The sequence below is a fragment of the Paeniglutamicibacter sp. Y32M11 genome (assembly GCF_019285735.1).
In the GTDB taxonomy this organism is placed as follows: Bacteria; Actinomycetota; Actinomycetes; order Actinomycetales; family Micrococcaceae; genus Paeniglutamicibacter.
On record NZ_CP079107.1, the window covers coordinates 3,331,582 to 3,356,227 of the forward strand.

At 59.5% G+C, this 24,646-nt stretch carries 20 protein-coding genes; 13 read left to right on the forward strand and 7 right to left on the reverse strand.

The window, feature by feature from the left end:
• The first annotated feature begins 54 nt into the window (after positions 1-54).
• Complete coding sequence (locus KUF55_RS14735; protein ID WP_168150404.1) at positions 55-804, forward strand: FadR/GntR family transcriptional regulator; 750 nt, start codon at positions 55-57, stop codon at positions 802-804.
• A 38-nt stretch (positions 805-842) separates the two neighbouring features.
• Positions 843-1,223 carry an antitoxin Xre/MbcA/ParS toxin-binding domain-containing protein gene (locus KUF55_RS14740; RefSeq protein WP_168150405.1) on the forward strand — a complete coding sequence of 127 codons (381 nt, stop codon included), beginning with the start codon at positions 843-845 and terminating at the stop codon, positions 1,221-1,223.
• A gap of 1 nt (position 1,224) precedes the next feature.
• On the opposite strand, the gene KUF55_RS14745 is transcribed toward KUF55_RS14740, so the two are convergent.
• A complete protein-coding gene (locus tag KUF55_RS14745; protein ID WP_218817080.1) occupies positions 1,225-1,773 on the reverse strand; it encodes an acyl-CoA thioesterase in 549 nt (182 codons plus the stop codon).
• A gap of 145 nt (positions 1,774-1,918) precedes the next feature.
• Between KUF55_RS14745 and KUF55_RS14750 the strand changes: the two genes are divergently transcribed.
• The 3 genes from KUF55_RS14750 to KUF55_RS14760 all read left to right on the forward strand — a co-directional run bounded on the left by KUF55_RS14750 (position 1,919) and on the right by KUF55_RS14760 (position 4,942).
• Positions 1,919-3,202 carry an MFS transporter gene (locus KUF55_RS14750; protein ID WP_210149158.1) on the forward strand — a complete coding sequence of 428 codons (1,284 nt, stop codon included), beginning with the start codon at positions 1,919-1,921 and terminating at the stop codon, positions 3,200-3,202.
• A 149-nt stretch (positions 3,203-3,351) separates the two neighbouring features.
• Complete coding sequence (locus KUF55_RS14755; protein WP_218817081.1) at positions 3,352-4,008, forward strand: DUF6318 family protein; 657 nt, start codon at positions 3,352-3,354, stop codon at positions 4,006-4,008.
• A 4-nt stretch (positions 4,009-4,012) separates the two neighbouring features.
• Positions 4,013-4,942, forward strand: coding sequence for a hypothetical protein (locus KUF55_RS14760; RefSeq protein ID WP_218817082.1), 930 nt, complete (start codon positions 4,013-4,015; stop codon positions 4,940-4,942).
• Positions 4,943-4,945: 3 nt separating this feature from the next.
• Here KUF55_RS14760 and KUF55_RS14765 read toward each other — a convergent pair whose 3' ends face one another.
• Positions 4,946-5,320: a VOC family protein gene (locus KUF55_RS14765; protein WP_132359498.1), complete on the reverse strand. Its 375-nt coding sequence runs from the start codon at positions 5,318-5,320 to the stop codon at positions 4,946-4,948.
• Between the two features lie 416 nt (positions 5,321-5,736).
• On the opposite strand from KUF55_RS14765, the gene KUF55_RS14770 reads away from it, so the two are divergent.
• Positions 5,737-6,861: a metallophosphoesterase gene (locus KUF55_RS14770; protein ID WP_218817083.1), complete on the forward strand. Its 1,125-nt coding sequence runs from the start codon at positions 5,737-5,739 to the stop codon at positions 6,859-6,861.
• Here the strand turns inward: KUF55_RS14770 and KUF55_RS14775 are convergent.
• On the reverse strand, positions 6,765-8,582 hold the full coding sequence (locus KUF55_RS14775) for a glycoside hydrolase family 15 protein (RefSeq protein WP_218817084.1): 1,818 nt from the start codon (positions 8,580-8,582) through the stop codon (positions 6,765-6,767). The two genes, KUF55_RS14770 and KUF55_RS14775, sit on opposite strands and share 97 nt — an antisense overlap.
• 129 nt (positions 8,583-8,711) lie before the next feature.
• Between KUF55_RS14775 and KUF55_RS14780 the strand changes: the two genes are divergently transcribed.
• The 4 genes from KUF55_RS14780 to KUF55_RS14795 all read left to right on the forward strand — a co-directional run bounded on the left by KUF55_RS14780 (position 8,712) and on the right by KUF55_RS14795 (position 13,041).
• Positions 8,712-10,100, forward strand: coding sequence for a sensor histidine kinase (locus KUF55_RS14780; protein WP_218817085.1), 1,389 nt, complete (start codon positions 8,712-8,714; stop codon positions 10,098-10,100).
• Positions 10,097-10,789 carry a response regulator transcription factor gene (locus tag KUF55_RS14785; RefSeq protein ID WP_218817086.1) on the forward strand — a complete coding sequence of 231 codons (693 nt, stop codon included), beginning with the start codon at positions 10,097-10,099 and terminating at the stop codon, positions 10,787-10,789. The genes KUF55_RS14780 and KUF55_RS14785 overlap by 4 nt, the downstream gene beginning before the upstream one ends.
• Before the next feature lie 141 nt (positions 10,790-10,930).
• Positions 10,931-11,812: an ABC transporter ATP-binding protein gene (locus tag KUF55_RS14790; RefSeq protein WP_218817087.1), complete on the forward strand. Its 882-nt coding sequence runs from the start codon at positions 10,931-10,933 to the stop codon at positions 11,810-11,812.
• Positions 11,809-13,041 (forward strand): ABC transporter permease, encoded by a 1,233-nt coding sequence (locus KUF55_RS14795; protein ID WP_218817088.1) that lies wholly within the window; start codon positions 11,809-11,811, stop codon positions 13,039-13,041. The genes KUF55_RS14790 and KUF55_RS14795 overlap by 4 nt, the downstream gene beginning before the upstream one ends.
• A gap of 86 nt (positions 13,042-13,127) precedes the next feature.
• On the opposite strand, the gene KUF55_RS14800 is transcribed toward KUF55_RS14795, so the two are convergent.
• Both KUF55_RS14800 and KUF55_RS14805 read right to left on the reverse strand, forming a co-directional pair.
• The gene (locus tag KUF55_RS14800; protein WP_218817089.1) at positions 13,128-13,364 is read right to left on the reverse strand and encodes a helix-turn-helix transcriptional regulator; all 237 of its coding nucleotides are present in this window, start codon (positions 13,362-13,364) and stop codon (positions 13,128-13,130) included.
• Complete coding sequence (locus tag KUF55_RS14805) at positions 13,364-14,032, reverse strand: hypothetical protein (RefSeq protein ID WP_218817090.1); 669 nt, start codon at positions 14,030-14,032, stop codon at positions 13,364-13,366. Before KUF55_RS14805 ends, KUF55_RS14800 begins: the two co-directional genes overlap by 1 nt.
• 392 nt (positions 14,033-14,424) lie before the next feature.
• On the opposite strand from KUF55_RS14805, the gene KUF55_RS14810 reads away from it, so the two are divergent.
• On the forward strand, positions 14,425-15,639 hold the full coding sequence (locus KUF55_RS14810; protein WP_218817091.1) for a hypothetical protein: 1,215 nt from the start codon (positions 14,425-14,427) through the stop codon (positions 15,637-15,639).
• A 580-nt stretch (positions 15,640-16,219) separates the two neighbouring features.
• Here the strand turns inward: KUF55_RS14810 and KUF55_RS14815 are convergent.
• A complete protein-coding gene (locus KUF55_RS14815; RefSeq protein ID WP_218817092.1) occupies positions 16,220-16,594 on the reverse strand; it encodes a hypothetical protein in 375 nt (124 codons plus the stop codon).
• Positions 16,595-16,916: 322 nt separating this feature from the next.
• Here KUF55_RS14815 and KUF55_RS14820 point away from each other — a divergent pair, with 322 nt between their 5' ends.
• Complete coding sequence (locus tag KUF55_RS14820; protein WP_218817093.1) at positions 16,917-17,099, forward strand: hypothetical protein; 183 nt, start codon at positions 16,917-16,919, stop codon at positions 17,097-17,099.
• Positions 17,096-20,443: a hypothetical protein gene (locus KUF55_RS14825; RefSeq protein ID WP_218817094.1), complete on the forward strand. Its 3,348-nt coding sequence runs from the start codon at positions 17,096-17,098 to the stop codon at positions 20,441-20,443. The genes KUF55_RS14820 and KUF55_RS14825 overlap by 4 nt, the downstream gene beginning before the upstream one ends.
• Positions 20,444-21,108: 665 nt before the next feature.
• On the opposite strand, the gene KUF55_RS14830 is transcribed toward KUF55_RS14825, so the two are convergent.
• Positions 21,109-24,645 (reverse strand): bifunctional proline dehydrogenase/L-glutamate gamma-semialdehyde dehydrogenase, encoded by a 3,537-nt coding sequence (locus tag KUF55_RS14830; protein ID WP_218817095.1) that lies wholly within the window; start codon positions 24,643-24,645, stop codon positions 21,109-21,111.
• Position 24,646: the final 1 nt, after the last annotated feature.

Consider the following 24,646-nt stretch of genomic DNA (forward strand, 5'->3'; position numbering starts at 1 on the left):
AGTTTTCAGCACACAGATCTCGGCACTTCATACGAAAGAGGCACCAACCTGCTCATGAACAGCCCTCGTAGCCCCCGCCTTGATGCCCACGCACGTTTGCGGGCACTGACCGGCGATATCACCGATCTCATCCTTGAACGTGGACTATTGCCGGGCGACGCGATGCCCACGGAACAGGACCTCATTGCGGAACTCGGCGTGGGAAGAAATACGCTGCGCGAGGCGCTGAAGGTGCTTCAGGCCCAGGGCGTGGTGGAGATTCGACACGGCTTCGGCATGTTTGTTGCCGCCGAGAATCTAGTGGCGCTGGCGGACTCGCTGACCTTCCGCGGACAGATGTCCCTGCGGCACAAGGGGCACGAGGCCAATGAGCTGGTGGATGTGCGCCAGGCGCTGGAGGCCGGTCTGGTCGGTTCCGCCATCATCGCGATGACGGATGATCAGCTCGAAAAGCTGGAGGACGTGGTGCGCGCCATGGAGAGTCTTGCCGCGGCCGGTGAAGTGTTCATCGAGCAAGACAAGGATTTTCACCGGTTGCTCTTTGAACCGCTGAACAACCAGCTGCTCAGCGACCTCTTGGGTGTCTTCTGGGAGGTCTACCGCAGCATCCACCGCGGCATTGGCACCCAGGTCCCGACCAACGCGACGTTGATCGAAACGGCTCAGGCGCATCGTGATTTGCTCGAGGCGGTCCGCAATGAAGATCAGACGCTGGCCAGCGATCTGCTCGGGCGGCACTTCGACGGCATCCGCGCCAGACTCGCGAACTTCAGCTGGGATTCGGGAAACTCAGTGCCCAAGTAGGCATGGTTTTTGCGGCGTCGCGGGATCATGCTTGGTTCATGACAACGTTGAACCACAGCGCCGTGTTTGTGGAAGCGACACGTGCCGATATCCACCAGTTGGTCCGCACCATGGTTGACGCCATTGGCGCACCCCTGGTCCAGATTCTCTCCGGTGCCAAGGACAACACCGCGCCGCACCGCTGGGCGCATCCCGAAAGCACCGAACCCGACACGCTGACCGAAGAACGCCTCCGCCTGGGCTACCGGGTGTGGCTAACGCTGCAGGCGGCCGAGGACCGCGATGGCGCACTGACCTGGCTTCGGGACAAGAATCCGGTCCTAGATGACGAGCGGCCCGTGGATTTCATTTATCAGCAGCACGCCCAGCAGGTGGTGCACGCCGCGGAGTCTTGGGTCAGTGGCACGCCTACCCGCTGATTTAGCGCCAGAGATGTGGGGCCGGGCGGCGCGTCCCGGGAAGCGCGGTCTCATCACGCCAGCGCTGGACCCAGTCGGGAAGCACCCGATCATTCGGGAGTTCGACGGCCAGCTGGCGCAGAATCTCTTCGTTGGCGACCGGGCCCTCTTTTGACAGCAGCCGCGTGGCGATGGTCGCCTGCACGTAGATTTCGCCGTTGACGACCATCCGCTGTTCGAAGTAGATGCACTTATCGTCCATGCCCAAAATTCGCGTTTCTTGGGTGAACTTCTGGTTGAACACCACGGACTTGCGGAAGGTGATGGTCTCGGCCTGCACCACCGGCGTCCATTTGTTTTTCTTCATCAAATCCCAGGTCCCAGAACGGACCATGAGATCAAATCGACCCAGGTCGAAGAGGGAGAAATACATACCGTTGTTGATATGACCGGCAATATCGATGTCGGTCAGCAGCGCCCGCATGGGCACCGACGAGAGATCAAACATGGAGAGCTTGGGGCGCTTGCGTGCGGTGGCGATCAGGAGCAGAAGACGAAAGATTGCGTGCATGAAGCCAACCCTACTCGTTGGTAACTTAGCTGTCACCCATTATTCAACATGCTAGTGATTGACTTTATTCAATGAGTTGCCCCATGATTAGACGGGGAACACCACCGTATTCCCCACCATCACCAGCATCCTCAGGATCACCATCATGACCCCGCGCGCGCTTCGTCCCTTCGCTCATCGCGATTACCGCATCCTTCTGATCGCCATGGCCATCAGCGTCTTCGCCCATGGCATGTGGGCAGTCGCGATGGTTTATCAGGTCAAACACCTCGGCGGCGGACCCGCTCAACTTTCGGTGGTTGCCACGGCCACTTCCTTGGGGCTCCTAGGTTTCGTGCTGATCGGCGGCATCACCGCCGATAGGATCAGCTGCCGAAAAATCATCATCACCGTCGAGGCCATCTCATTGTTGGTGATGATCACCGTGGCGGCTCTGGCCCTCACCGGAACCATGGAGCTCTGGCATCTTGCCGCGGCCGGATTCATTCAGGGATCCGGTGCAGCATTCTTCTTCCCTGCCTACTCGGCACTGCTCCCCCGGATTCTTCCGTCCGAGGATTTGCTGGCCGCCAATGGCATGGAGGGGATGTTCCGCCCGGTCCTGCAGCAGGCGGCGGGACCTGCGGTCGCCGGTGTTATCGTCGCGTCCTTCGCACCATCAATGGCGATCGCCGGAATAGCACTCTGCCATCTGCTGGCCTTCGGTGTGCTTAACCTTCTGGGTCATCACCGCGCCTACGACGAACACCTGGCACCGGGAGAAAAGCGCCCCAGTGCCCTGGCCGATCTGCGCGAAGCCGTTTCGTATACCGTGGGAACGCCGTGGCTGCTGTGGACCTTGCTCTTTGCCGTCATCTCCGTACTCAGTTTCATCGGCCCGATCGAGGTGTTACTTCCCTTCGTGGTGGAGGATCAACTCGGCGGCGACGCCAAGACCTTCGGCTTTATGCTGGCGGCCTTCGGCATTGGCAGTGCCGTGGGATCGTTCGTGACGGCGTCCCTCCCCTTGCCGCGCCGCTACCTGAGTTTCATGATGGCGTTCTGGGGCTTTGGCACCTTGCCACTGGCTCTAATTGGCATCATCAGCACACCGTTCGCGCTGGCGATTCTGCTGGTGGTCGTGGGCATTACGGGCGGGCTCGGTCAGGTCATCTGGGGCACGTTGCTCCAGCGGCGAGTTCCCGCTCATATGCTCGGAAGAGTTTCGTCGTTGGACTTCTTCGTTTCGCTGGCGCTCATGCCGGTCTCGATGGCGCTGGCCGGACCGCTCGGAGCCATCATGCCGATCTGGATCATCTTTGTGGTCGCAGGGGTAGCATCGCCGGTGGTCGGTGCCATCGCGTGGTTCGCCGGGAAAATGTACCAGGACGAGATCGATCACCCGCTTGATCATCATGAGAAATCCGACAAGCTGGTCTCTGACCTGTAGCTGGTCGGCCCGGAGCCGTTCGGTGTTTTTGCGGGGGAAATGCCCACTGTGCATTGCCCAAAAGAGCCTGTGGAAAACCTCTGCCAATGCTCCCCGTTCGGGGCTAGGATGACAGCTAATCGACCCCCACCGAATCGTAGGCCGTTGGCATGGTTACGAAAATCAAAAAGGTCAGTCTCATCTTCTGCTCCGCCGCATTGGTTTTCGCAGCAGCGGGATGTGTGGGAAGTGCAGACCCGGTTGAGCCCACGCCTACCGCCTCGAATCCCACGGCCACCGCATCCAGCTCTCCATCCACAACATCATCAAGCCCGAGTATCAAGCCCACGCCGAAACCGATTCCGGCGAGCTCGACTGGGCCTGCGAAGAACTGGCCCGTTCCGGTCATGCCCGATGCGGCGAAGAAAAACACCGAAGCCGGGATCAAGGCGTTTACCGAGCACTACTACGAACTCGTTGAATACACGATCCAAACGAACGACACGAAACCGATCAAAAAGGTGTCAAAACGAACTTGCCTTGAATGCGGAAACGTATTTATTGATCCATTCGACAATAATAAGAAAGCCGGCTCCTGGATGACAGGTGCAGAATTCAATGTCACCGTAACTAGGGCCATTCTTCAACTGCCTCAAGGTATCTCGCTGTACACAACGACGCAAGGTGAGATGAATCTGTTCATGAGCGATGGGACACTTCAAGGCACCTTTCCAGCAACCCCAAAACCCGCGCCCCTAATGATGATTCTCAGATTCGACCGTGGATGGATGGTCGAAAGCGTGGAGTATCTCGATGAAGACTCTTAGAAATATGTCTGTATTCACGATCGTCTTTGCACTCGCACTGATGACATCCCCATTTGAAGCTTCGACATTCGCAGCAGGGGAAAACCGTTGCACAGTCATTGAACGCATGGGTAATAGTTTCATTGAGACCCACGTCAAGTGTTCTGACGAGAACGAGGAAAATTCAGCGCATTTCGTGCCAAACAACGAAAAATCAAAGACCATTTCGAACGGACCCAAGCTTCGATACTCGGTGAACTACTACAGCGAATGCACACCCGATCTCACTTTGGTTCTATCCTGTGATGCGATTGCGGACCCGACTTGTCCTGATGGTGGGTACAGAACTATCAGGACGATACGTGCAATAAATGGCCCCAGAGCCGGCCAGATCGTTTCGACCACGCAATACTGCAGCGCCGAACCCCCGACGACGATTCCCGGCGCGGAAGACGATATCGCCAAGATGACTCTGGCGGATTTTCGACGCCTAAATATCCTCGCTTCAATCATCATCAGCCAGCCAGAAAGCTTCTCGCTCCGTAACGGAAATGCCCACATGTACGCGGACGCAGAATCCCAGAATTTTGCCGTCACCATCTTTGACCAAAACGTACGGGTGCGAGCTATTCCAGTGTCATATGCGTGGAGTTATGGCGACGGAGCAACACGATCCTTCAGTTTCCCGGGACAACCCATGGCACAGCGCGGATTCGACGAACCGACAACCACCAGTCACGTTTATACAAACACCGGTGATTTTGTTGTCGGACTCTCCACGCGGTTCCGCGGCGAATACTCCACCGAGGGCGGACCATGGACGCCCATCCCCGGAGTGGCGAATGTGCCCAGCGAACAAATCACGATGAGTGTCTGGCGGACCAAAAAGATCCTCGTTGCGGAGAACTGCACCGAAGGCGCGAGGACGCCGGGTTGCGCCTCGCTCTTCGAATGAACCTCAGAGGTACGGACGAGTGATGAACTCGATGTAGTGGCCTGACGGATCCAACAGGTACACCCCGCGACCTCCATGCTCCGTGTTGGTCTTCCCAGGTAACGCCCGCTGCGGGTCTGCCCAATGCTCGATGCCCTGCGCCTGAATCTTGGCATAGGTGCGGGCGAAGTGCTCGTCATCGATCAAGAAGGCATAGTGCTGCGGCGGGAAATCAATGGGCGGGCAAGCAAACTGCAACATCACCCCATCATCAAGTTGGATGTTGGTGAAGGGGCCCCAGCTAGTCACGCTGTGGGCCTCGGCCAGATCGATAAAGAACTGGGCCGAGACTGTCGGATCTTTTGCGGCAATGATCGTGTGGTTAAAGGAAATGCTCATGGTGTGTTTCTGCTTTCGGTTCGGAGAGTCCGAAGCGCGCAGGCAACGCATGGCCCAGCTGCAAGGCAAAGTAAAAGGAAGTGTGTGCCGGATACGGAGGGGCTCCTGCCAATGGCAAGACTGTCGCCGGCGAGCGCTCAAGGCAAGGCCCTGCGCTGCTGCAATATGGCGACAACGTGTGTTGCCGTTACCTCCTGGAAGCTCAGCCCATCTGGGGCACACCAAGGATTCTGCCACGTCCGCCAAGGTTCCTTCAAGCCCAAGCCGCGAGACGCCGGAGTTTATCTCCGGGGCCCCGTCCCGTTGCTGTTCCGTCGTTTGAACTTCATGCTGCCTGTCTACTCTCATGAACACGGCCTCGAGCCATTGGTGCTCGACATATCCCCCGGCCGGTTTCCCGAAAGGCACGCATTTTCATGAAGTCCACTTCCACGTCCGTTCCCCGCCGCGGCATCTTGCTCGGCGGAACCGCCGCAGCCCTCTCCGGCATACTGGCCGGGGCGCGTCCCGCCGCCGCTTCGGTGCCGCTGGCCAAGGCCTCCCCGGCGAGCGCAAGACTCAAGTTCGGGGCGAACGGGAAATTTAAGGTTGTCCAGTTTAACGACACTCAGGATGGTCCGCGCACCGATCGGCGCACCCTTGAACTGATGGAAGCCGTTCTGGATGCCGAGAAGCCCGGATTCGTGGTCATCAATGGCGATGTCATTGATGGTTCTCCAAACTCTCCACTCGAGGTCAAGCAGGCCATCAACAACGTTGTCCAGCCCATGGAGTCCCGCAAGATCCCGTGGGCGCTCACCTTCGGAAACCACGACGAGGATTCCACCTCGCATGGCACCAAGATGACCGAGGCCAAGATCCTCGACTTTGTGCGCCGTTACGACTACAACCTCAATACCAAGGAAGACGACGTCTTCGGCTCCTCAAACTCGCAACTGCTGATTGCCTCGGCACGGAGCAATAAGCCGGCCTTCGGCATTTGGCTCTTGGATTCCGGCCGCTACGCCCCGGACTCCGTGGGCGGACAGGACTTTGAGGGCTTGATGTCGTATGACTGGATCCGCCCCGAGCAGATCGACTGGTATCGCGAGGCCTCACGTGCCACCGAGCGCCGGCATGGCAAGGTTGATTCGCTGATGTTCTTCCACATTCCGTTGTGGGAACACCATCACATGTGGTTCGGTTCGCAGTTCACCTCCAACGAGGCAGACCATGCCAAGGCGGTCAAGAAGCACGGCATCGTGGGCGTGAAAAATGAGGAAGTCTATGTCGGCGCCTTCAACTCGGGCCTGTTTGCAGCCCTGCAGGCATGCGAAGAATGTCTACACCGGCACCCGCACGGTCTTTGCCAAGGATCTGGGCATCAACATGGATCCGGCCCGCAAACCCCTGGATCAGCCGCTGCCACTTCCCCAGGACTAAGAGCCGGGAACCGCGCCGCGGGCTACTTTGGTCCGCGGCGCGGTCGTGCCGCGCGCATCCCCGCCGCTTCTTCGATGGCGTCGGCCGCACGAATCAGTCCCAGGTGTGAGAGTGCCTGAGGAAAATTGCCGGCCATTCGTCCGGTGACCGGGTCAAACTCCTCGGACATCAGACCCAGGTCGTTCACGATTGCCGCCAGTCTCGCCAGCAGTCTTCGAGCATCATCGAGGCGACCGCAGTGGGCGTATTGCTCGATGAGCCAGCAGGTGCACACCATGAATGTGTACTCCCCCGGTGGCAGGCCGTCGGCCCCGGATTCACTGCGGTAGCGGCGGAGGAAACCATGCTCGTCCAGCAAATCCGTTTCAATCCTTTTCAGCGTGCCCAGCATTTTCGGATCTGCGTAGTCAAGGAAACCCACCTGGGCGAGCACTAGCAGCGAGGCGTCCACCTCCGTGCTGCCATAGGTCTGCGTGAACGAATTCAGTTCCTCGTTAAAGCCTTGGACCATGATCTGTTCCCGCAGCGCATCACGCGCCATTTCCCACGCCGGGGCATCTCCGGAGAGCCCGTGGTGCGTTACTGCCCGCACCCCGGCATCCAGCGCGGCCCACATCATGACCCGCGAATGCGTGAAGTAGGCCGGTTCCCCGCGCATCTCCCACAGGCCGTGGTCCTTGCGATCTAGATGGGCCAGCACGTCCTCGAGCAGTGCCTTCTGCAGCGGCCAGGAGAAGTGGTCCTCGCGACCGCCCATGGTGCGAAGTTCATCCAGGGCCACCATGACCTCACCAATAACATCACCCTGGTACTGATTCACCGCGGCATTACCCACGCGCACCGGTTTGGCGTCGCCATAGCCCGGCAGGTGCTGCAGAATCTTTTCCGGCAATTCTCGTTCCCCGCCCACTCCGTACATGATCTGCAAACGGCGGTGATCCCCCGCGATGGCGCGCAAGAGCCAGTCACGCCAACACAGCGCTTCTTCCTCAAAACCGTGGGTCATCATCACCTGCAGGGTCAGCGCTGCATCACGCAACCAACAGAAGCGGTAGTCCCAGTTGCGCTCGCCACCAAAAAATTCGGGAAGCGACGTGGTGGGGGCCGCGACGATGCCGCCGGTCTCCCGGTGGGTCAGCGCCTTGAGCACCAGGAGCGAGCGGCGCACCAGGGCCTCGTGGGCCCCGTGGGTGGGGATCTTTGCTGCCCACTGGCGCCAGGTGCGGGAGGTTTGGGTCATGGCCAGGCCCACGTCGTTGGGTTCCGGGATCCCGGTGTGGGAGGGGTAGCAGGCAAACTCGAAGTCGTAGACCTCCCCGGCCTTAACCTCAAACTCGTCATGATGGGTGTGGTTTTTGGCCTTGGGGAGTCGGGTGGCGTGCAGCACCGCAGCGTGCGGTCCGGCGACTGCCACCAATGATTCGGTGCCCTTCACCGCGTCAAAGTTGCGCCGCACCCACGGCAGCACCTTGCCGTAGTCGTACCTGATGATCAGCTCATGCTCCATCCGCATGGAACCCGATAACCCCTCAACTCGGCGCATGATGCTGGAGCCACCATTGCCCAGCGGCATGAAATCGGTGACAAGTACCTGAGATCCGCCGCTGGCCCAGAGGGTACGCAAGACAAAGGAGGAATCAAGATAGGTCAGACTGAGCACTTCACCCTCGATGGGGGCCAACAACCAGCGACCATGTTCGCGGTTGCCCACGAGGGCTCCGAACACCGAGGCGGAGTCAAAGCGCGGGAAACACAGCCAGTCCACCGAGCCCCAGCGGGAGACCAACGCGGCGGTCCGCTGGTCAGAAAGCATCGCGTAGTCTTCGATTCCGGTTCCCATGCCTCCCACACAACCGCATTAAGGGATGACAGACAAGAGGTTTTCCCCGCGGCACCTCACCTGCGATAGGTTCAAGATGCCGGAGGTTTGGACCACCGGCCCACCACTGTGTCTGTCTGAGGACTGAGTATGAAACTTCTGGCCCTGCGCCACCGCTTGTTGCCCGGCGATTTACCGCCCGAGGGTTGGGAACGCAAGCAACCGAGCGCCGCGGCATTACGCCACGATGTGTGGGTAGCGCTGGTGGTGATGGTGATCGCCGTCGTGGGCATGGAAATGATTCTGAGTTTCGGCCCCGCGGAAAACGCACCGGATCGAATTCCCAGTTATCTGGCCATGTGCGCACTCACGGCGCCGCTGGCCGTGCGACGCCGTTTCCCGATTATCGCCATGCTTCTGCTCTCCGGAATGTTCATGGGCTTCGGGATTTGGATGCCGCAGGTCATGGTCCAGCTGACGCCGCAGGTCACCTACTTTGTAGGACTGTACTCGGCCGTCACCTGGGCCAAGGACCGACGCTCACTGCGGCTAGCGCTCGCCGCGGTCATTTTGGCCATGTTCCTCTGGCTGGTCATTGGAATCACCAACGCCAAGCTCCTCTTCGGAACCGAACTTGATCTGCCCACCTCCATCGAGACCTCCGGATTCCTTGATCCGGTGATCGCCTATGCCTCCTACAACTTTCTGATTAACCTGCTCTACTTCGGCGGGGCCATCTTCATGGGCCTGATGTCGTGGCGCGGTGCTTGGCAGCACGAGCTGGTGGTGGAACAGGCAGATCAGCTCCGGGCCCAATCCGCGGAACTGGCCCGCCGTGCGGTCATTGACGAACGTCTGCGCATTGCCCGCGAGTTACATGACGTGGTGGCCCACCATATCTCGGCCGTTGGGGTGCAGGCGGCAGCCGCGCGCATGGTTCAGCCCCGGGATCCGCAACGCGCCGCCGAACTCATGCGCGGCATCGAGGACTCCGCACGGCAGGCGGTGGGTGAGACCCGTTCGCTGTTGCGCGTGCTGCGCCATGAGGGTGCCGACGAATCCGTTTCCACCGATCCCACCGCCCAGCGCGCTCCGGAACCCTCGCTGGAACAGTTGCCGGCCCTGGTGGAACAGTGTTCGCGTGCCGGCCTGCGGGTTGAACTCATTACCGTTGAGCACCGGAGTGATGCCCTCCAGGAGGTCAGCGCCGGACTGGGTCTGGCGCTCTACCGCATCGCCGCCGAATCCCTGGCGAATGTCCGCGAGCATTCCACCGCCCGGAGCGCGGTGCTTTCGCTACGCAGCGGCGGTGATACGCACGGCGAGTGGGTGGAGGTTGAGGTCACCGACGATGGTGCGCCCCGCCCCGGAACCGCCGGCAGCGGCTTTGGCCTGCGCGGCATTCGTGAGCGCGCCGAATTGCACCACGGTCTGGTGGACATCGGTCCGCGCTCCCCCACCGGCTGGAGGACTCGTGCACGCTTGCGCCTGCTGAATTCCGCCACCGCACCCACCACCACACAAGGAGTTGCCCCGTGAGGAAAACCCGCATTCTGATCTGCGATGACCAGCCGCTCATCCGGTCCTCCCTGGCCCTGATCTTGGGTACCGAGGAGGACTTTGAGGTGGTGGGCACCGCCGCAGACGGGCAGGAAGCCGTCACCTTGGCGCTGGAGCTAACCCCCGACGTGGTGCTCATGGACATTCAGATGCCGGTGCTCGACGGCGTCGGAGCCACCGCGCAGATCACCGCGGTGAGCGCGGCCAAGGTCGTGGTGCTGACCACCTTTGATCGCGATGACTACCTCTTCGCCGCCATCGATGCCGGGGCCAGTGGCTTCCTGCTGAAAAACACCGAACCGGAAATGATCATTGCCGCGGTGCACGCGGCGGCCGACGGACAGGCATTACTCTCCCCGGAGGTCACGCTGCGCATCATCCAGCGTGGCACCGTCGCCGCTCAGGGCTCGGTGGCACAGTCAGCAAGTGGAAGCATCACCCCCGGTGACCAACGGATCCTCGACGAATTGACGGCGCGGGAGCGCGAGGTGCTCACTGCATTAGCCAGCGGCAAATCCAACGTAGAGATTGCCGGGACGTTATTTGTTTCCGAGGCAACGGTAAAAACTCACCTTTCGAACATCCTGTCCAAGGCCGGTCTACGCGATCGGGTGCAGGCGGTGGTCTTCGCCTACCGGGTGGGGCTCATCCCTTCGACGGAGGTCTAAGTCCGCGCGCCACCGCCGGGAACTCCCAAGTTCATTCCTTTGAACGATCCTTTGTCCCCAAGCCAGAAAGTAGATTGGAAGCTAAGAAGGGTTTGGGCCAGCATGGCTTGAACCATCAGGGATCACAGGAAAGAGAACACCGTGTTAGAGGTCAAGAATCTCACCCGGCGCTTCGGGGATCGGGTGGTGCTCAACGATGTTTCGTTCAGCGTTCCGGCCAATGGCATGACGGGATTTGTTGGCGCCAATGGTGCCGGCAAGACCACCACCATGCGCATCATCATGGGCGTGCTGAAATCCCACGCCGGGTCGGTGTACTTCAACGGCACACAGATTGTTGATGCGGATCGGGCTCGTTTTGGCTACATGCCCGAGGAACGTGGGCTTTACCCCAAACAGCAGGTCCTGGATCAGCTCCAGTACCTCGGCCAGCTCCACGGCATGAGCCGCAGTGATGCCCGTATCGAGGCTCTGGACCTCTTGGATCGCTTCGGCATTGCCGATCGGATCAAGGACAAACTCGAATCCCTCTCGCTGGGCAACCAGCAACGCGTCCAGGTCGCTGCCTCGCTCATGCATCACCCCACCGCGTTGGTGCTCGATGAGCCCTTCTCGGGACTGGATCCGCTGGCCGTGGACTCGATGACCTCACTGTTGGCCGAACGCGCAGCCACCGGGGTACCCATCCTGTTCTCCAGCCACCAGCTGGATTTGATCGATCAGCTCTGCGACAACCTGGTGGTGTTGGCCGACGGCAAGATCGTCGCGTCCGGTACTGCCGCCGAGCTGCGAGCACGGGCCAGCGCAAAACATGTGGTGGTGACCCCTCCGGATGCCGGCTGGCTGCGCGAACAGATGGGCGTTAGCGTTCTTGATGTTGCTGGCCCACGTGCCCTGGTCGAGTTCAGCGATGAGGCAACAGCCCAGCGCATTTTGCGTATCGCGGTAGATCGCGGCGCCGTCACCGAATTTGCCCCGCAACGTCCCTCGTTGGCGGAAATCTACCGGGAGGTCATCCGATGAGCACCACCGAGTTAGATATCAAGGACGCACCGTCAAAGCTTGCGGCACCGAAGTCGCAGGGCGCACCGTGGCTGATCGTCACGCTGCGCGAGGTGACGGTGAAGCTCCGTGACAAGTCATTTATCATTTCCACGCTAATCACCCTGGTCCTCATTGTCGGATCTGTGGTCATCTCCGGTTTCATGGGTAATAGAACCACCGAAGCCTCCGTGGCCTTTGGCCCCGGCACAGAAGCGGTAGAGCTGATCAACACCGCGAACGACCTGGCGGTTAAAAACGATCAAAAGATCGTCTTGACCGCCAATCCGCTGGGTTCGAATGATTTCGCCTTGGACTCGCTTCGCGACAAAAATGTTGATCTGGTCCTGACACCAGCGCCCGAGGGCTACACGCTCACCGGGCTAAGCGACGTGCCAGCAGACATCGCTTCGTTGCTGTCGGAGGCGGCAGAGGCTCGCGCATTGGATACCAATGCCGGCACCCTGGGTGTCACCCTTGAGCAGTTGAAGGAGGGTTCAACCCTGACTCAGGCCTTGCTTGAGGGAAGCCAAGAACGCAACTCCATGGCCCTGATCATGGGCTTGATCTTCTCGTTCCTCTTCTACATGTCGGCCATGATTTTCGGCATGCCAATTGCGAACTCCGTGGTGGAGGAAAAGCAGAACCGCGTGGTGGAGATTCTTGCCACGGCCATCCCGATCCGCCAGCTACTGGCCGGCAAGATTTTGGGCAACCTGATCTTGGCCATGGGGCAGTTATGCCTGTTCGTCGGGATCGGGTTGCTGGCACTGAGCCTCATGCCCACAGAGATTCCATTTATCTCGGTGGTCTTTGCCACCGCAGGCTGGTTCCTGGCCTTCTTCCTCGCCGGTTTCCTGCTTCTGGCTGCCGCGTGGGCTGCGTTAGGCGCCATGGCATCGCGTACCGAAGACCTGCAGCAGTCCACCGGTCCGGTCATCATGGTGTTGATCGCCGTGTTGTTCACCGGTATCTACGCCAAGGGCCAGTTACTGGTGGTTGCTTCCTACGTCCCGGTAATTTCCTCGGTTGCCATGCCCATCCGACTACTCAATAGCGATGTTCCGCTGTGGGAACCCATCGCATCGTTGGCTATCGCTATCGCTGCAGCGTGGGCCATGGTGTTGCTTGGTGAGCGCATCTATCGCCGGGCGATCATGCAGACCGGTTCGGCCTTGTCCTGGCGCAAGGCGCTAAAGCTCGAGGACTAGCTTCAAACCTTTGACGAAAAAGGCTGTGGCGTGCGATCTCTTATGCGGATCGCACGCCGTGGTTATTTTCGTTCTATGGCTGGTGCCTACTTCTCAAGCACCAGCAGCTCGCCGATCTCGCATTCCAAGACCCGGCAGATCGAGACAAGAGTGCTGAATCTGATGGCCTTCGCCCTGTCATTTTTCAGAACCGACAGATTCACGATGCTCACCCCAGCAAGCTCACCCAGCCGGGTCAGTGTCATGGATCGTTCGTGCAGCAGCGCATCTAGTCGGCAGTGGACCCCACTGCTCAGATCCATGTCGTCATTATTGCGTGCCATCACACCAAACCATCTGTATCCAGGTGCAAACGTTGACCGCGACGCAGAACCAACGACAAGAGGATCAGGACAATACCGAGGGCCAACAAGGGGTGGTTAGCATCTTGGAAGCTGAATTCCGCGGAGGTCACCAACCAATTAACATCTCCAGCATTCTCTGGAATTTGCGTTGCTGTGCCGGGTATCCCGAGTTCGGCAGCCGCTAAGTGGTTTGATACGTCCGCAAGCCAAGGCGCAAAAAGAGCGGTCATACCGGCCATCGCGCCGAGAACCAGCATCGCCCAATGTGCTAGCGCCGTGAACGGATGGTTCTTCCACAACCTGCGGCAGATCATGATGATGGAGGCGCAGCCAGCAATGAACAACAGGAAGTACAGCGCTTCGGATATGGCAAGTATCAGTCGTAGACCGAAAAGCCTTTCGTCGCTTTCCACGAATGCGCTGCCATACGTCAGGTGCGATTCCCCAATGCTTCCCCGAAGCTGAGGAACCTCGTTCATGCGGGTAGCCATCGAAGCCTCAAAAACGAAAGACCTGGTGAAGTGTTCCTCGGTGAACCACGCCAAGTAAAGCACGCCAAATAGTCCAGCTATGGCCGCGATGATCGCCGCTGTCATCAGGAATGTTCGTCCTCCGATGTGTCCAAGTTTTAGCACCTTGGTGCTCATTTCCGCGCCCACGACCCCACCTTAACGATTGTCGATAATAACGATAATCGTTAACATACTCATTTGCCCCAGCCGAGTCAACCTCAACGCGGCTCACACGAGCCACAAACTTTCATGGGAAACCCAGCGGACCCGTGAATTGAACGGAAGTGAACACGTTCACGCGCTGCTGAGTAGCGGAAAACAACAAACTGGCAGTGGCCGGAAACAAAAACCTCCCACCGTCGATTTCTGCGTTCGGCACTTTCTCAGCTCTCGAATGGCATTCATCGATGAGACGGAAAACCACGACGCGCGAAATCCCACGTCACAGCCGTGCGCTGTGGTGGAACTTGTCATTCCGGGAACTAGACTGCAAAAAATGCTTCCCTCTAGATGCCTAGGATCATCGATTGCCCATCGAATCTGTACCTGCGCCAACCGCAGTCTCCCCTACCACTGATATTCGTGCCGCGTTCGATTTCCCGCGCATCCCGTCGGTAGATCTCAAGAAAGTCATCATCAACGGAAAAGCCGAAGGCCCCGACGGCTTTAGTGACCTCCGAATAGCGCCGACGCTGTTCATCATTGACGTGGACGGTCAGCAATCCATCACAGTAGGGAACTGTCAGATATTAACTAGCGCATCCGGAAGGACTCAGATCAGTGCCCATGTGGTGGAATCTTGGACCATCAAGAATACTCAGTCGGCGACATCACGACGAAAATCTCGTCGCACTGATCGGCGCCAAAACACAACGACCAAGCAGCTAGAGGCGACTTCCATTACCGAGTCCAGCTCAGATATCAGAAATGAAATCACCACTTCGGTGGAAAAGATTCTACGTCTGCTGACCGACTCATGTACGTCTGAGAATCATCTTGACCGGGCTCCAGAAATCGCGAAACGGCTCTGCGAGCTCTCGAGGAACAACGTCGCAGAGATACGAGACCTGCGATATGGCCTGGAGAGTGACTTAGCCAAATCGAGCCGCGATAGTTTAGCGACGGAAAACTACACCAATATGGTCGCCAACCTGCTGCAGCTAAATGTAATCTGCGGTCGGGCCGCCGATCAGGCGAGAGAGGCAGTTCGAGAAGGTTTATGGGTCCATGGTCCGGATTCCGAGGCTTATCATGCCTACCGAAAACTGCAGGATCCCTCCATTGTGAATGCCTTCGAACCGGCAAATCATGAAATGCGCACATGGATGAGAATTCACGATGCCGCCATACGCCAGTGCCAGCAGATGCAGCTACAACTGGAAGCCGAATCAACCTCGATCCACGCGTTGCTCAGTTCCGCGTCCAGTGTTTCTAGTTCACGTGAGGCAGATGCTCAAACACGTTTTAATCTGCTGGTGGGGCTAGTCTCTATCGGATTGGGTGTACCTGCTCTTTTCCTCGCCCTATACAGCGCAACTATTTTGTTGCCGCTAAACACCAGCTCGAAGATCATGTCCTTCCTGCCTGTTGCAATCCCCCTGTTGATTGCCTCGCTATTTGCACTATTCATGCCTCCTCAAGGGTCGACCAGGAAGTACTGGATAGGAAGTGGGCTTGTTACGCTGTTGGTTTTTGGCGTTCTCATTGTCGTAGCAATTGGTGCACCAATATCAAGTCCATGAGCTTCGCAATGTCGAAGGAAAAGCCACCGCAACGTCGTCTGCTTTGACTCGCCTTACGTTGTGGCCATTTATCCACCGGTGGCGATCTAGAAAAAATTTGGCGCGAGTAGACCATCTCGCTCGGCAACGGTTTAGACAACGACATTTCGCTTCATCACCTAGGGAGTGCGCGGCGGACCTTGGTGTTGAAAAATTGTCTACGGGACGACCGACTCGTTCGGGTTACTCGGGGCGCCCTTCGAGGCGCCGAAGCGGTGCGCGGTAATGGAGCCTGCATGAACGTGCAGGAAGATTAGCATTTCCACTCGTCCGCATGCCCACATTTAAATACGCTGAATCATCGAGGAGAGATAGTTCCGAGCGTTACGTGGCCGGGCTAGGACTGCCGAAGGCCTGTTCACAGTGACTCGTGACATCGCTCCTGACGGCACTCACTCCTGACCAGACACATTTAGTCCAATGCAGGTCATAAAGAATTTATAGGCGAGATTCGACTCATATCCAGATAGATTAATGTTGGCTGCCATTTTCTTGGTCGATCATCGAAACACAAAGTGCCTGGAACAACAATGGCCAGCAATTATCGCTTTATTCTTAAACCCTGGGGGAAAACTATGGCCATACGTAAAACGTTGATGAAACGACGCAAGGTGAAACCGATCTTCCTCGGAATCATAAGCGGCGCGGTTTTGGCGACGGGGTTGACGGCAACATCAGCATCTGCCGAAGAAATCACCTTGACACATGAGATTCCGGCGGGAACCAGCAAGGTCTGGATTGAAATCGAGTCTCCCCACGTAAACACCGAGAACACAAGTGCCATATTGCACGCACCGGGTGGGTACATCGAACTAATGCTCAAGCAAACCGCATTCGGTGCCGGTGCCATCATCGATGCGCCTGTTGGCTCGATCGAGTTGAACGTAGATGTCAGCGTGGCCACCAAGGCCGACATCACACTCACCTACGAGGGCGAAAATTCCACGGTCCTACGAGCGGATCACCGCCGTTCGACTTTCAACGTTGACCTGCCACCTTCGCCGGTCAACCCTAGTGAGTCGACGAGGCCAACCGAACCGCCCTCAACGGCCCAACCGACAGAATCGACCGCACCAACAGAATCGTCCGCATCGGCCCAACCGTCAGAATCAACCGCACCAACCTCATCCACGGCGCCATCCTCGTCACAGCCTTCCACGACTACGGGCCCAGGTGAAAGCCCCGAGGCGAGTCCGACCCCGAGCAGTGGTGGCCCGAATAGCCCATCGATCGAACCGGTGGCTGCACCGGGAGGTGACGCGGGGACCGACGACGGTTCCACGACAGCGGGTCCGAAGAACGATTCACTTGCCGTCGCCGGATTCACCTCAATTGCCGTCGCAATAGCCGCATTCGCGCTTATTGCTGCGGGCGGAATCTTCATGGTCCTTTCCCGTCGACGCAAGGGAGCGCACCGATGAAAATCACCCACAACCTCAGAAAGACGCTCGGTGCAACCGCGGCGATGAGCCTTGCGGCAAGCCTCCTCGCCGGAAGCATCCTTGCCGGAAGCACGCTGCCGGCCAACGCGGCCCCGGCCACTGAAAGCGACCCGATTGTGCAGGGCGGTTCTGGTGGAGCCTATATGCCGACAACGATATTGCCACTGGTAGAGTCCCAGCTCGGATTGGGCACATCACTCAAGGCCGGGGAGGCTGCTTCGGTCAAGGTCCCGGGGTTGGCCAACGGCTCTGCGCTGGTCAGGCTCAGCGTCCTGTCGCCCAAGAAGGACCTCATGCTCAACGCCGCAGAAACTCCCGCTTTAAGCACGCCTGCGGGAGTCTCGGCCAGCACCACTGTCCTCGTTCCGGTGAAGGCCGGTTCAATCGCCCTCTCGGCAACTCAGGATACAGATATCCGGGTCGAAGTCGTTTCGACATTCGGCGACGGGGAACTCGGGGCCGGCGGAACGAAGGCACTCGATTCCCCGGTCAACCGTGCCGACTCCGCCGATGCCTACGGCATCGGCGCTGCAGCCGGAGATGAAAAGGTGGGAGTGGGGGTTGTCGGTCGCGGCGGCGTCCCATCCACAGATGTACGTGCCGCACATGTGTCGGTGGTGGCGACCGCTAACGGAGACGAAAACATCTTGATCGAAGGCGTCGAACAGCGCCTTCACGCGGGGACAAACGTCATCAACACCATCGCCAACGTCTCGGATCTCGGCACTGTAGACGTGACATCGGATGCGCTCGACACCAAGGTTTTCGTGCGCGGATTCGTTCGCGGTGCGGCGCAAAACGAGACGACTCAGAGCATCGACAACGGCTTCAACGCCAGCGTCGACGCCCCGACCGTCCGTCTAGACGTTGCCGAGGATACCCCAGCAACCGTCGATCTGAAGGCGCCGACCGACGCAACCCACGTATTGGTTTCCGTCTCGGCAAATAACGCCACCGAGTCGACGTTCCTGCAGGTCGGAGCGTCCATACCGGGCCGCGGCAAAGGAATCATCGCCAACCCGCAAGAACCAACGAGCAACCAGATCGCCCTGGCTGAGCTGGACGATCAGGGCCTGTTGCCGCTGTCGATCCGATTCGGTAGTGCCGATGTCACGGTCAAGCTCTTGGGCTCAGTGGCTGGCAACGCCAGGCGCTCCGGGGCCGCAGCCGAACTTGTGATCACCTCTCCGGAGGCGGACGCGGAAGTGGACCTGCGCACGGTCGGAACCTTCACCGTGACAGGGTCGATCACCACGCCCAATTCATCGCTGGACCGTGTGGACGTCACTGCCGATGGGCAACTGATCGGGACCGCAAGCGCCCGACGCACCACGACAGGATACGACATTGCCTTCCAGACATCGGTGCCGGCATCCGGCAATCACCATCTTCGATTCGAGGCCCGCTTCCGCGACTCGGCAAAAACGGATGCAGACCTGAAGTTCTCTGCCACTCTGCCGGATGCCGACAGCACCGTGGTCAGCGAGGACACGGTGGTCCACTACGGCGAGAATGCCGCCGAGGTAGACAAAATCACCGCCGAGAACATCCTGTATTCGACGGACCCCGACGTCCTGCCCGGCCAGCTTCTGGTGGGCCGCGACAGCAGCAATGCACCAGAAGGTTACCTGCGCCGGGTAAAGGCTGTCGAGGTCTCCGACGGAGGCTATCTGGTGACCACGGAGACGGCAATCCTCACCGATGTCTTCCTGCAAGCTGATGTCTCCGAGCAGGTCGGCCTCATCACCGACGAAGGGGCACAGCTGTTCCCGCAGAATACCGTGACACCGTCAGACATCGTGGTGGACACCGATGACGGCAACGCATCCTCAGCCGGGAGTTCTATCTCCCGTCGTACTGCGGATCTCACGGGTGAGGTGAATAGCCGGGTCGGCGAGTCAATTTCGCTGGAGGTGCTGCTGAACTTCAAGAAGGAGCACGAGACCGAGGTCGATGACAACGCCGCGAGCCACAACCAGAATAAGCCGCAGATCAAGGCCGCCGGAGGCATCCAGCTTTCGGGCAAGTCCGAGCTGTCCGTGGCACTGATCTTCGAGTTGAAGGTGAGCGTCCACTTCGGCTGGTTCCAGAGCCCCACGGCGAGCCTCGACAAGTTCAAGGTGGCCGTCGAACGCTCTCTGGAGACCGCGGTCGGCGCCGACGCGTTCGGCTCGTTCGAGGCGACGTGGACCAAGGACCTGCCCAACTGGAACATCGGCACCGTCACCTTTGTGCTCGGCGTGGTGCCCGTGGTAATCACCTCGGAAGCGGGCGTCGATTTGGTCGCCAAGGTCGCAGCGGAGGTCAAGGCCGAAATCTCGTGGACCGGCAAAGAAAGCCAGCAATACGGTTTTGAATACACCGACGGCCAGCTGCATGCAGTGTCCCCGTGGCCACCGGTCCAGAACGCGCCGATCAGCATCAAGAACGGCTACTCGCTTGAGGAATCCACCACCGCGGTGGTCACGGGGAATGCCAGTGCCTCTGTGGGACCGGAGCTGGAATTCCAGATCAGCATCTACGATGCCGCCGGCCCGGTGGTCAGCGCGGGTGCCCTACTGGGTGCCGCAGCCGAGTTCGAAACAGGAGAGGGCATTGACTGGGAAATCTATCTCGAGGGAACCATTGGCGTTTCGGTTCGATTGGAGGTCCCCATCATCGATGAGGTGCTGCTCGAAGCGACGGTCGTTGCCGAGCAAAAGAAGAAGTGGGACCTGCTCAAGGGGAGCATCCCGTGGGCGGACTACTGGAAGTTCGACCCCGAGGAAGAAACTCCCGGGGAAGACGAAGGAGAGGAAGACGAGGAAACCATCGGGCTCGATCCGATCGAAATTCCGGAGTATTCCTTTGAGGGATCATCCCTGCGCGCCACTCTTTATTGGGACAACGACAGCGACATGGATCTGCACATGCAGGAACCGGACGGCGAATGGATCAACTACCGCAACCGGGGCCCGTCTTCCACGGGCGGCGTCCTGGACATCGATGCCTTCGCCAGCTGCTCATCGACTGAATTCCCGTTCCCCGGTGGGCTGGAGAACGTCTACTGGCAGCCTGAGTCCAAGGCCGGTCCCGGCACTTACCTAATCGAAATCGACGAGTATGCGCGCTGTGACAACGAGAAGCACGCCAAGTGGGTGCTCAAGGTATATGTGGATGAAAAGCTGCGCTACCAGCAAAGCGGCAACTCCGAACAGCAATTCTCGTTCAATCTCCAGGATGGTTCCAACGCGCGCTCGCGCATGGCCACCACCGCCGAAGGAGTCAAGGAACTGGTTCCGGAGGAACAGGCCAAACGCCCGAAAAGCACGAAGAAGCCATAATCTGACACTTACCAAGTGAATGGCCGCCGGGGGCGCGGGAACTGACAATATTCGGTTCCCGCGTCCTCCGCGTGTTTGAGCTGGCAAAAATCACGTTTGATTTCTCCTGCCATCAATTGTCCGCAGGGTTTTTGTCACGGCAACTGGCAGCCCTGGCAGCCCTGGCAGCGCTGGCAACAATAAGGGATCGACCGAAAAGCAGTGGTTTTCGCATCGAGTCCCGGTCGGGCACGGAAAATCTTGACATCCGTATCAGATTTTGTGCCGTCCGATGTAGGACCACCCATACGCGCAATCCCTAGTCAAATAACGTTTCATGTGACCCACACCAATAGCCGCACTACGTGAATTCCCTCGTCAGGGCATACAGCCACATGAGATGTTCAGGTAATAGGTTCGCCGTTTTCTCGCGGCCCCGTGCTGCGGTGGCGCTGAAGTTCGAGTGGCTTTAGTGACGGGGCTTCCGGCCAGCACTGCGAGTGCCAGCTGGAATGGCGCATCGAGGGCGCGGAATCCTTCCGCGCGCACGCGGTGCGCGCGGCCCCCGATTCGAGCAGAATCCCCATTCGGATCGGACTCGTACCTGCCCTCTCCATAAACACAGAAGGTCCGCCGCACACTCCACTAGGAGCATTCGGCGGACCTTCGTAGCGAAAAGCTGAGGACTAGATAAGCGCGTCGCTCAGGTGATTCGGGGTACCGAAGCGGTGCGCGGTAATGGAGATTGCCTGCTCGTGCAGGAAGGTCAGCATTTCCACGCGTCCGGCGGAGACCACATTGTTGGCGTAGATCGCCACATCGGGCTTGCCGTTGGTTGCCTCGGCAACATCCATGATCGAACCGCCGATCAGGCGGATACGAACACCCGAGTCCGGGCCGGTCTTGGCGGCCAAACGTGCTGCACGTGTTCCAAAGGCCTGGGCATCCTCAACCACCACGGTGACCGAGGATTGTGCCAGGACGGTGCGGATCGCTGCAGGAACCTCAACCGAGGAGGAGACCGTGATGCGGGATCCGGCGGTGATTCCGGCTCCGATAACGCGGATCAGCTCGGCGATGCCGTGAGCCGAGGTCTCGTTCTCGTAGCGAACCGTCACCGGCAGCGCACGGTAGCGGAACACATTGCGTTCCGCGTGCAGACCCGAGACATCCTTAGCGGTGTTGAACTCGTTGATCCAGACCTTGTTGTCCGATACCAGGGCGGCCTCAAGCCAGGCAAGGTCGGCCTCGTTGATGTCGCTGGAGCGGGCTGCGTTGAACAGTGCAGAAGCCCCGGCTCCCAGTACACCGGAGGTCACCACGGGAGCGTCTTCCCAGGAGCCCATGCCCACCAGGTAGTTGGGTCCGCCGGCCTTGGTGCCGGCACCGATGGCCGACTTCTTCCAGCCACCGAAGGGCTGACGCTGCACAATCGCGCCGGTGATGCCACGGTTGATGTAGAGGTTACCGGCCTGAATGTTCTTCAACCAGTAATCCATTTCCCCGGAATCCAGGGAGTGCAATCCGGAGGTCAACCCGAAGTCGGTGTCGTTGACCATGGAGACGGCCTCTTCAAGGGTTGCCGCGGTCATGACGCCCAAAATCGGACCAAAGTACTCGGTGAGGTGGAATTCGGAACCACGCTTCACACCCGAACGCACACCCGGGCTCCAGAGCTTGCCCGAATCGTCGAGCTGCTTCGGTTCAAGCACCCAGTTTTCCCCCTCACCCAATACGGTCAAACCGCGCAGCAGCTTGCCCGTGGCTTTCTCAATGACCGGACCCATCTGGGTCTGCGGGTCATTGGGGTAGCCAACCTTCAGCGAGCGAGCAGCATCGATCAATTGGTTGTGGAAGCGCTTGGATTCGGCGGCGGATCCCACCAGGATCACCAGCGAGGCGGCGGAGCACTTCTGGCCGGCATGGCCGAAGGCGGAGGCCGCAACGTCCTTGGCCGCAAGGTCAAGGTCGGCGTGCGGGGTAACGATCACGGCGTTCTTGCCGCTGGTTTCTGCCAAGAGCGGCAGGTCCTTGCGGAAGGAGCGGAAGAGTTCCGCCGTCTCGTAGCCACCGGTGAGGATCAAACGGTCAACGCTTGGGTGCGAGACGAGCTCGGTACCCAGATCGCGCTCGGAGAGCTGAACCAGCTGCAATACATCGCGCGGAACGCCGGCTTCCCAGAGTGCTTCGACCATGACGGCACCGGAGCGTGCGGCCTGACGTGCGGGCTTAATGATGACCGCGGAGCCGGCGGCCAAGGCCGAGAGGGTGGAACCTGCCGGGATGGCCACGGGGAAGTTCCACGGCGGGGTGATGACCGTCAGCTTCGAGGGGACGAAGGTGGCACCTTCAACATGCTCCAACTCCAGGCCGAGCTGGGCGTAGTAGTGGGCGAAGTCGATGGCCTCGGAGACCTCGGGGTCACCCTGGTCCAGCGTCTTGCCACATTCGGAGCCCATGACCTCCAGCAGATCCGCGCGGTGTGCCTCAAGGGCCGCACCGGCGCGGTGCAAGATGGCGGCGCGAGCCGCTGCTCCCATGGCAACCCAGGAGTCGGAGGCGGCAACCGCCGAATCAACTACTGCGTTCAATTCGGTTGGTGTGTGGATCAGGGACTTGGCCACCGCATCGTTGCCCAGCGTGGAGCTGAGCATCTTGTCCACAATTTTCCGACCCCAGGCCCGGTTGCCCGGAAGATCCGGATCCGTGTCGGGGGTGTTCTCGAAGTCCAGACTGCCATCGGCCAGACCGGCCAGCTTGGCTTCGATGGCGGCGTCGTCAACAAGGTTGCGATCCTGGATGCGGTGCGGAGCGGGAACGCTGTCATCCAGATCGGCCAGCGAGGCCAGGAAGCGGTTCTTTTCGCGCTCGAAGAGTGCTTCGTTCTTATCGAGTTCGAAGACCGCGGACATGAAGTTTTCCTGGCTGGCGCCTTCTTCAAGGCGGCGGATCAGGTAGGCGATGGCCACGTCGAACTCGCCCGGGTGAACGACCGGCGTGTACAGCAGCAGGCGTCCAACGTCCTTGCGGACGGCCTCGGCCTGACCGGTGGCCATGCCCAGCAGCATCTCGAATTCGATGCCGGCGGTGACGCCGCGGCCCTGGGCCAACAACCAGGCCAGGGCCACGTCAAAGAGGTTGTGCCCGGCGATGCCGATGCGCACGTTCTCAATGTGTCCCGGGCGCAGTGCGTAATCCAGTACCGACTTGTACGAGGTGTCCGAGTCCTGCTTGGAGTTCCAGGTAGCCACCGGCCAGCCGTGAACGTTGGCTTCGACCTGCTCCATCGGCAGGTTGGCACCCTTCACCACGCGGACCTTGATGGGGGCTCCGCCGGCGCCCACGCGGGCTGCGGAGAATTCCTGCAGGTGGATCATCGCCGATAGTGCGTCGGGCAGGTAGGCCTGCAGCACGATGCCGGCTTCGAGGTCGCGGAATTCGGCGCGGTCAAGGATCTTGGTGAAGACCGCGATGGTCAGGTCCAGGTCCTTGTATTCCTCCATGTCCAAGTTGATGAACTTCTTCTTGGGGCTGGAGGTCGCTGCCAAGCGGTACAGCGGGATGAGCTTTTCGATGATGTGCTCAACAGCCTCGTCAAAGGCCCAGTGGTTGTGCGGTGCCACGGTGGAGGAAACCTTGATGGACACGTAGTCAACATCGTCGCGGGAGAGCAGCTGGTGGGTTCCGTCAAGGCGGCGAGCGGCTTCGCCCTCACCCAGGATGGCTTCGCCCAGAAGGTTGACGTTGAGGTCAATGCCTTCCTTCTTGATCTTGGAGATCGAGGAACCAAGCTTGGCATCGGTGGCGTCGATGATCAGGTGACCGACCATTTCGCGCAGGACCTTGCGGGCGATCGGGACGACGATGCTCGGGAAGATCGGGGCCATGGCGCCACCGAGTCCAACGGCAGAGCGCATGTACCAGGGCAGGAAGGAAGGCACCTTGGGGGCCAAGGCCTTGAGGTTTGCCGCGGCAACACTCAGGTCCTCGGGGCGAATCACTCCGTCAACAAAACCAACGGTGAAGTCCAGTCCGTTGGGGTCCTTCAGCACGCCGGCCAGCTGGGCCGCGGAGGCATCAACCGGAACTTTTGAGCCTTCGGTGAGCCAATGGCGCACCAACTTGATGGTTTCATCGGCCAGGTCCTGAGGGCGGACCAGGGCTGTGCCGTCGGCGGCGAGAGCCGGCGGGACTACACGCGCGTGCGGAGTCGTTAGGGACACG

What these genes read in the sequence shown, in the direction of transcription:
- KUF55_RS14815 (WP_218817092.1), bottom strand. Translation starts at nt 16,594, where the DNA reads ATGTCGGCCTTGGTGGCCACGCTGACATCTACGTTCAACTCGATCGAG.
- KUF55_RS14795 (WP_218817088.1), top strand. Translation starts at nt 11,809, where the DNA reads ATGAGCACCACCGAGTTAGATATCAAGGACGCACCGTCAAAGCTTGCG.
- KUF55_RS14750 (WP_210149158.1), top strand. Translation starts at nt 1,919, where the DNA reads ATGACCCCGCGCGCGCTTCGTCCCTTCGCTCATCGCGATTACCGCATC.
- KUF55_RS14825 (WP_218817094.1), top strand. Translation starts at nt 17,096, where the DNA reads ATGAAAATCACCCACAACCTCAGAAAGACGCTCGGTGCAACCGCGGCG.
- KUF55_RS14735 (WP_168150404.1), top strand. Translation starts at nt 55, where the DNA reads ATGAACAGCCCTCGTAGCCCCCGCCTTGATGCCCACGCACGTTTGCGG.
- KUF55_RS14770 (WP_218817083.1), top strand. Translation starts at nt 5,737, where the DNA reads ATGAAGTCCACTTCCACGTCCGTTCCCCGCCGCGGCATCTTGCTCGGC.
- KUF55_RS14800 (WP_218817089.1), bottom strand. Translation starts at nt 13,364, where the DNA reads ATGGCACGCAATAATGACGACATGGATCTGAGCAGTGGGGTCCACTGC.
- KUF55_RS14740 (WP_168150405.1), top strand. Translation starts at nt 843, where the DNA reads ATGACAACGTTGAACCACAGCGCCGTGTTTGTGGAAGCGACACGTGCC.
- KUF55_RS14755 (WP_218817081.1), top strand. Translation starts at nt 3,352, where the DNA reads ATGGTTACGAAAATCAAAAAGGTCAGTCTCATCTTCTGCTCCGCCGCA.
- KUF55_RS14760 (WP_218817082.1), top strand. Translation starts at nt 4,013, where the DNA reads ATGTCTGTATTCACGATCGTCTTTGCACTCGCACTGATGACATCCCCA.
- KUF55_RS14805 (WP_218817090.1), bottom strand. Translation starts at nt 14,032, where the DNA reads ATGAGCACCAAGGTGCTAAAACTTGGACACATCGGAGGACGAACATTC.
- KUF55_RS14775 (WP_218817084.1), bottom strand. Translation starts at nt 8,582, where the DNA reads ATGGGAACCGGAATCGAAGACTACGCGATGCTTTCTGACCAGCGGACC.
- KUF55_RS14780 (WP_218817085.1), top strand. Translation starts at nt 8,712, where the DNA reads ATGAAACTTCTGGCCCTGCGCCACCGCTTGTTGCCCGGCGATTTACCG.
- KUF55_RS14765 (WP_132359498.1), bottom strand. Translation starts at nt 5,320, where the DNA reads ATGAGCATTTCCTTTAACCACACGATCATTGCCGCAAAAGATCCGACA.
- KUF55_RS14745 (WP_218817080.1), bottom strand. Translation starts at nt 1,773, where the DNA reads ATGCACGCAATCTTTCGTCTTCTGCTCCTGATCGCCACCGCACGCAAG.